Raw genomic sequence first — 7,393 nt, forward strand, 5'->3', positions numbered from 1 at the left:
TATCGCTGCATTTGAACGCCTAACCTGACTTTCCACCATAGACTTTTTCTCTTCTTCTGGGTCTATGATTTCTCTTGGGGGGTATTTATAATCCATATTCCATCCATAAATTTTATTTTAACGTAGTCCTATCAAAAGGCGGTGTTCATAAAAATAAAGACAATGAGACAAGATGCGTAAGAGCATATCATAGAAAAAGCAGAGGCAAAAACTTGTTCAAGAGAGCTTAAAAGACAAGGATTATGGAATATACAAGCGAGGCGACTTTCTAAATATGTGGGTACAAAAAAACCGATGTTGTTCCCACAGCATCGGTTTTAGGGGGTTCGGCGTTTTTCAAGGTAGTTGTCATCATTCGCTTATTAAGCAGCTTTCAAAGAAGAGTTTTGGATGTAGGTTAACTTCTGGATGAACGACAGTTAGATGAAGGTTGTGGCACTCTTATTTGTAAAAAAAGGAGCACATTAAGTGCTCCAAAGGAAAAGGGCAGTGTTTGGTTTATCTTAAGCAGTAGCGAATTTGTAAGTGCGATAGCCGCCAATCAGGTTACGGGCTTTGAAGCCGTTATTAACTAGCTGACGATACGCAACGTTACCGCGTAACCCAACTTGACAATAGATAACAATCTCGTTGTCTTTAGGCAGTTCGTCCATGCGGTGACGCAATTGGTCTACAGGAATGTTGATCGCATCTTTGATAAAGCCAACATTTTCGAGCTCGCCAGGGTTACGTACATCAAGCAGTACTTGATCGTCTGTTAGTGAGTCCATCTCATCAAAGTGAATCGGCGTAGAGTCACCCTTAATGATGTTGTTCGCGACAAAGGCTGCTTGGTTGATCACATCTTTGGCACTGCCATATGGCGGCGCGTAAGTCAGTTCTTCTAACTGCCAGCTATGCGTAACAATAAATATTGACGACCACTTAATAGATCGGCGGCCAAACCAAGAATATTAAGTGGATATGTCGTGAGCGGCTTTAGCCACTATTATACCTTTCTAATAATTAGTGCAGATTGGTCATGATGGTATTAAAAGAAATATTCGTACATTTTTCTATCTCAATAGTGCTATTAGAGCTAAACCCTTCATCAACAATTATATAAGTCGTTTAAAGGAAGAGGGTGACTTCTGTGAGAATATTGCTACCACTGCCTTATTTGGTACAAAAGTCACCCTAAATTTGATGATTTATAGGTTATAATTATTAATCACCGAGAACTACTTTGTTGATAAATTGTTTCTTCAGTTCTGTTGCGAGTTCTTTGTTAAAGTGAGGTACTTCAGTTGCTGTGGTATCAGTTGTATCCTTCACCATAATGACTGAGCCAAATTTATCATGCATGCGTTGTTGAGTTTCTGGAGAAACTAACCAATTGGTAAATAGGATCGAAGCCGCAGGTTTCTGAGTGTTCGCAGCGATCGCTACAACATTACCGCCACTTGGCATACCAAATTCAGGGACATAGAACTTCACATTCTTACTAATCGCGCCTGAATTTTGTAGCCCAAGTAGATGATCTTCCCAAGCAGGAGCAATGGCGATTTCACCATCATTTAGTCGATTGAGACTGTCGGCACCAGAAGCAGAGATCACCATATTCTCTTTATTTCCATTAAACCAGTCCCAAGCTTTCGACCATTGAGTAAGCACTTTTTCTGTAGGTTTCTCTTGAGGATCAAATGGGTCTGAATTGATGGTTACCATACGCTCAATAAAGCCAGCCCCCGCACCACCAGTGTTTGGGTCATTGTATCCAAATCGCTTCGGATTATTGGTGATGAAATATTGTAGTTGTTCAAACGTTTGAGGGATCTCCTTATCATCAATAATCAATGAGTTATAAGCTAAACCTGTTTTATTACCCCAAAAGGCTATCGCGTAACCATTCAAATCAATGTTGTTTACTCTGTGAACACTGGTAGCGTAGTTATCTAGTTGATCCACTTTAGCAATTGCTTCTTGTCTTACAGCAAGACTAATTTGTGTCGGACTCAAAGCAATAACGTCCATGCGTCCTTTTTCACGTTTTTGCTCTGCTAAAAGTTTATTGAACGTACCATCCATTGAGCCTTCAGGAATGCGGACTTTAACATCATATTTATCTTCAAATTCTCGAACAAACTCACGCCATTTTGGCTGTAGGTACCATACAGAGAAAATAACAGAGCCTTCATCTTGTGCTTGCTTTATCAGTGTATCGTTGATCCCACCTTGGTGTAATTTCTCATAGGTCTGAGCATTGACGGTGATTGAAGTGGACATTACTGCAAGAGTTAATAAGCTTTTTACTAGTTTCATTATGCTTTTCCATTTGATTGAGAGGCGTAATTGCCTTTTAAAAGTTTTTCAATAATTATCATTAGAATTACATTGGGTATGACCAAAATCATTGACACTACGGCTGCGTCTGGACGAACAAATGAATACCCTAAGAAGGAATACAAAATTGTAGGTACAGTGATGAAATCGGGTGAACCAAGTACAAATGAAATACTGAATTCTTCTAAACTTTTAACTAAACAAAAGATCGTAGCTGCCAATAAGCTCGGCTTTAAAAAAGGAAGGAAAGCATTACAAAATACTGTCCAATAATTACCGCCCAAGTTCCGTGTCGCATCAATCATGTCTTGAGGAACCGATTTGAATCCAGCAGCCATAATACGTATTGAGTAGGGTAGAGTTAAGATTGTGTGACCGATAACGATGCCAATGAATTGATTCTCAATGCCAAGATTCATAAGAGCAGCGCTGAAGAAGATGGCGATCACCATACCAGGAATAACTAGAGGAATTAACGAAATCATTTCACAGATTTTCTTTCCTTTAAATTCTAATCGACCTAGCGCGTAAGCCGTAGGAATAGAGAGCAAGATACTGGTAACAGCAACTACAGGAGCAATTCGATAGCTGTTCCAGATAGCTTCTGCTAAGGATGTGTTTTCCCACATGTAAGACCATCGGCCAAATGATAATACTTCAGGAAAGAGTTGTGGGTATGCCCAAGGATGGTCTGGATCAACCAGAGACCATAACACTGCCATAATAATAGGAATACCTATCCAAATGAAGTTCACGATGAAAAAGAAGAACAGAGATATTTTCGTAACCTTCTTTGCATTGATGGTTTCCATTTTTGGTGTTTTTTCTCGATCTGCTTTGAAGAAGCGTTTAAAGGAATTACAACGGTTCGTAAGAGTATTCATTACTTCACTTCTCCTTTTTTCTGTGTAAATGGTTTAATTGCAAGCGTAATGACAGTTGCGGCAATCCCTGAAGTAATCATGATGATGGCTGCAATTACGCCAGAGCTGTTCCATTCCGCGTATTCCATTGCGGTTACTTGCATCAGTCGAGCAAGCGCATATGTATTTCGCGGGCCTGCAATAGAGTAGAACGCGAAGTCACCAAGTGCGCCAATGAAGATAAGAATCATTGCAACCTGAACGGCTGGAAGGGTTAAAGGCACAATCACTGCGAAGAATTTACGAGATTTAGATGCGCCTAAATTACTTGCCGCATCTAAAACATCGCCACGAATACTATTCATAGCACCAGAAATTAGAATTAAAGCAAAAGGAATGTTTTTCCACATTTGAAGAATAATTACGCCCCAACCGAAGGAGTCATTTTGTAACCGTAATGGCTGTTCAATAATGCCGATAAACATAAGGAATTGATTTAAAATGCCGTGATACGAAATGATATTGACATACAAGAACGCGGCAACAAGTCCTGTGACAAACATCGGTATACGCATTACGGAGATAATTAACTCTTTCCCTTTGATTTCATTGCGTAACCATAAGCAAATTGGATATGCGACAATGATCGATAGTAATGCTCCTAATGTCGCGACTTTAATCGAATAATATAAAGCACTCTGCATCTGTGGGCTTTGTATATTCTCTGCCCAATATTGCAAAGTAAATCCGCTTTCACCTGTCATGTTGTAGTAACCAAATGACTGCATAATGATGGTATATACGGTTGACCCCATTAAGAGCAAGATCGTTCCAACTCCACTGAGCATTAACAGCCAGGCAAGGCCGTTATCTTTTATTATTTTTGGCATTAGATTAATTCCAAAGGTTTAATATGTTCAGGACGAACAAAGAAAGAGTATGTTTGTCCTTCTTGTACATCTAAGTTTTTTGAAAGTTGTAAACGAAGTTCTTTATCAAATCCTATGGTCGTACCATATGCTTCTACTAAGTTGCCTATAAAAGAGATCTTGGTAATTGAAACATCAAATGTGTTGACCGTGGCGTTATTCGTGTTGAGCTTTATATCCTCGGGACGGAAGCAGAAATAACGTAGTTCTTCTACTTCGCAATTATTTGGATAATCTGATGAATATATAAACTCCCCCACGTCTGATGTAATTGAACCTGATTGACCGTCGATACTTTGCATCGTGCCTTCCAAAATGTTGGCAGAACCAATGAAATCTGCAACGAATGAGTTCGCAGGGTTGTTATAGATTTCTTTTGGTGTCCCCATTTGTTCAACGTTGCCTTTATTCAGTACAACGATCTTGTCGGACAGGGAGAGAGCTTCTGCTTGGTCATGAGTGACATAGATGGAGGTCAATTTATATTTTCGTTGAAGCTCTTTTAGCTCCATTCGCACGCTATCCCGCAGTTTCGCATCGAGGTTGGACAGTGGTTCGTCGAATAAAATGACATCGGGAAGAGTGATAACCGCTCTAGCAAGTGCAACGCGTTGTTGTTGGCCGCCAGACAGTTGGGCTGGCATTTTTAATTTGTGTTCTACCAGTCCCACTTGTTTAAGAGTTTCATTCAGTTTTGAAATTTGTTGGTCAAGTGGCATTTTCTGTTGCACAAGACCAAAACAAATATTGTGCGACACATTCATGTGTGGAAAGAGAGCATAAGATTGAAAGCACATGGCTGTATTTCGACGTTCAGGTGGCATGTCATTGACGACTTGGCCGTTAATTAGAACATCACCGCTATCTTGATTGTGAAATCCTGCAATGATTTTTAGAAGAGTTGTTTTACCGCAGCCTGATGGACCAAGAAGCGTAACGAATTCACCTTCCTTCACGTTAAGTGAGATTTCATTCGCCGCACAATAGCCATTATCAAAGTACTTCGAAATATTATTAAGGGTCAATCTATCAGTCATTTCGCTTATCCATTATTGAGGAGATGTCTCATTAGGTTATCAATAAAAACTTAATTGATATGTGACGATCGTCAAGTTTTTATCATCTTCTTATTTATCAATAACTTACGTTATTTTCAGTAATGATGTTGATCAATTAAGTTTTTTATAATAATTTAATTGGCAATGGTATTAACGAGATACAAACAGATGAAATTTGAATTCCACAATGCAGAAAAAGGGGTTGTTTTGGCGAACACACACCGTGGATACTGCGAAATTTATCCAGAAAACACGATGCCCGCTTTTGAAGGGGCTTTACGAGCAAATACGCACTGTATTGAAATTGATATCCAACTTACGCGAGACAATCAATTGGTCGTTGTTCATGACCACGTTGTGGATCGTGTTTCTACGGGAACAGGGTTTGTAGACCGATTAACGTATGAAGAATTGCTAGCTTTTGATTTTGGAATCAAGTTTGGACAAGAGTTTAAAGGCACAAAAATACCGCTCTTTGTCGACGTGCTTTCATGGGCGATTAAGAATGGAGTTGGCTTGATAGTCGAAGCAAAACAACGCATACGTCAAGATGCGTTTATTGACTGTTTTGTTAATGTTATTCGTGCTGTGCCTCATGCAGTTAACTTTATTCAATTGTTATCGTTTGACCACGTATTGATTAACAAAGTAAAAAAAATTATTCCTGAATTAGCTTTACAAGTTGTGACACTTGAACGTTACAACAACCAACTAGAATGTGTTCTCGGTTCTAATGCTTCTTGTGTTTGCTTTGAGTATGAGTTTGCACACATTGATGATTTACGTGCGTATAAGCAGCATGGTTTAGGTACTCGTATGTACTTACATGCGCACAGTAACAATAAAACACCGACAGAAAACTATTATGACAAGTTCGGTGTAGAAGCCGAAGAAGAAATATTAGCCTGGATTCGAGAAGGTCTGATAGACATGATTAGTCATGATGATGCATTATATATGATTAGTTTAATCAACAAAGCAAATATGAAAGCATACTAATGAAAAACCAAAGCTACCTAACTAATGACCTTACGACTAATCAAAGAAAGATTATTTCAGCGGTCTCAAAGTATCGTGTCATTAGTAGGGCGCGGATAAGTGAACTTACTGGTCTAACACCAAGTGCTGTCACTCAGTTGTCTAAGTCACTTATTAATCTTGGTTTGTTACGAGAAGGTTCAAGACAAAAATGTGGCAGAGGTCAACCACCAATACCACTTGAAATTAATCCTGAAGGAGCCTTCTCTCTAGGTGTTAGTATTGAGCCAAATTTCATGGCGATATCAATATCAAATTTGTCAGGATTGATTGTCTATCATACAAGTCGTTCGGTAGACAAAACACAAAACCTTGAAAAAATGCTCGAATCTATTCAGGATTTAGTTAATTTTGGCATTGTGAAAGCGAAAATCCCGAAGGCAAAAATATTAGGTATCGGCTTTTCGTTACCTGCTTATAGAGGTATTGACCAGAGTTGGGTATGTGTCCCAGCTCTGCAATGTTTTAATGATGTTGCTTTGGCTGATATATTAGATAACGCATTTGAATATCCCGTTTATATAGAAAATAACGTAAATGCTTCCGTAATAGGTGAATATTACTCGCATGTTAAAAAAGATTTCTCAACTATGGTTTTTATTGACATCGGTTTTGGGATTGGCGCGGGGATTATTTATAATGGTGTGTTATTTAAGGGTGGGTTCAATAATGCTGGTCAAGTTGGTTTATCCTTCCCGTATGGAAAGGAAAGACCATCATACCTTGACTTCGTGAACCGAAAAGAACTGACGCTAGAACAATGGGTTGCTCGTAGTGCGGTACAAATTGAACAAATATTGTCGAATTGTATTCAGTGGATTGATCCACAGTTAATTATATTAGGTGGTTCTCTTCCTAATTCTGTAGCCGAAGAGTTAATCAAAAAATTGTCAGAACGAATAACTACGCTTGTTCCTAGTGATGCCAGTTCGCCAAAATTAATTCTATCGCCAAATAGTGAGAAAAGTTCAACACTAGGTGCATCTATTATTCCATTTTATAATGAATTTTACGTATAAACCTGTATGTTAAATCGGCGTTGTTGATCAAATCAGCTTGAAGATCAACGACGCCATATATGACTAGCCGTTAGCTTCTAACAGGCATACCTAGTCCTATGACTTTGTTCATTGCTTTGACATTTGCCAGTGCCTCACCAACTTGAGCGTTATAACATCTCAAG

At 38.9% G+C, this 7,393-nt stretch carries 6 protein-coding genes and 1 pseudogene; 2 read left to right on the top strand and 5 right to left on the bottom strand.

Features of this window, described 5'->3' with window-relative positions; translation table 11 throughout:
- Window positions 1-503 precede the first annotated feature (503 nt).
- From QTN94_RS18825 to QTN94_RS18845, 5 genes and pseudogenes are all read right to left on the bottom strand, one after another.
- A pseudogene (locus QTN94_RS18825) lies at window positions 504-881 on the bottom strand (rhodanese-like domain-containing protein); the annotation flags it as partial.
- 325 nt (window positions 882-1,206) lie between these two features.
- Window positions 1,207-2,301, bottom strand: coding sequence for an ABC transporter substrate-binding protein (locus QTN94_RS18830; protein WP_331428518.1), 1,095 nt, complete (start codon window positions 2,299-2,301; stop codon window positions 1,207-1,209).
- A complete protein-coding gene (locus QTN94_RS18835; protein ID WP_331428519.1) occupies window positions 2,301-3,206 on the bottom strand; it encodes an ABC transporter permease in 906 nt (301 codons plus the stop codon). Before QTN94_RS18835 ends, QTN94_RS18830 begins: the two co-directional genes overlap by 1 nt.
- Window positions 3,206-4,075 carry an ABC transporter permease gene (locus QTN94_RS18840; RefSeq protein ID WP_331418641.1) on the bottom strand — a complete coding sequence of 290 codons (870 nt, stop codon included), beginning with the start codon at window positions 4,073-4,075 and terminating at the stop codon, window positions 3,206-3,208. Before QTN94_RS18840 ends, QTN94_RS18835 begins: the two co-directional genes overlap by 1 nt.
- Complete coding sequence (locus QTN94_RS18845; RefSeq protein ID WP_331428520.1) at window positions 4,075-5,151, bottom strand: ABC transporter ATP-binding protein; 1,077 nt, start codon at window positions 5,149-5,151, stop codon at window positions 4,075-4,077. Before QTN94_RS18845 ends, QTN94_RS18840 begins: the two co-directional genes overlap by 1 nt.
- A gap of 189 nt (window positions 5,152-5,340) precedes the next feature.
- Here QTN94_RS18845 and QTN94_RS18850 point away from each other — a divergent pair, with 189 nt between their 5' ends.
- Window positions 5,341-6,171: a glycerophosphodiester phosphodiesterase gene (locus QTN94_RS18850; RefSeq protein WP_331428521.1), complete on the top strand. Its 831-nt coding sequence runs from the start codon at window positions 5,341-5,343 to the stop codon at window positions 6,169-6,171.
- Entirely contained in the window at window positions 6,171-7,229 is a 1,059-nt protein-coding gene (locus QTN94_RS18855; protein ID WP_331428522.1) for an ROK family protein, read from the top strand. The genes QTN94_RS18850 and QTN94_RS18855 overlap by 1 nt, the downstream gene beginning before the upstream one ends.
- Window positions 7,230-7,393: the final 164 nt, after the last annotated feature.

Source organism: Vibrio sp. M250220 (assembly GCF_036533795.1).
In the GTDB taxonomy this organism is placed as follows: domain Bacteria; phylum Pseudomonadota; class Gammaproteobacteria; order Enterobacterales; family Vibrionaceae; genus Vibrio.

Bases quoted from the DNA above. Each gene is read 5' to 3' on its own strand.
- QTN94_RS18830 (WP_331428518.1), bottom strand. From the start codon at position 2,301: ATGAAACTAGTAAAAAGCTTATTAACTCTTGCAGTAATGTCCACTTCA.
- QTN94_RS18835 (WP_331428519.1), bottom strand. From the start codon at position 3,206: ATGAATACTCTTACGAACCGTTGTAATTCCTTTAAACGCTTCTTCAAA.
- QTN94_RS18840 (WP_331418641.1), bottom strand. From the start codon at position 4,075: ATGCCAAAAATAATAAAAGATAACGGCCTTGCCTGGCTGTTAATGCTC.
- QTN94_RS18845 (WP_331428520.1), bottom strand. From the start codon at position 5,151: ATGACTGATAGATTGACCCTTAATAATATTTCGAAGTACTTTGATAAT.
- QTN94_RS18850 (WP_331428521.1), top strand. From the start codon at position 5,341: ATGAAATTTGAATTCCACAATGCAGAAAAAGGGGTTGTTTTGGCGAAC.
- QTN94_RS18855 (WP_331428522.1), top strand. From the start codon at position 6,171: ATGAAAAACCAAAGCTACCTAACTAATGACCTTACGACTAATCAAAGA.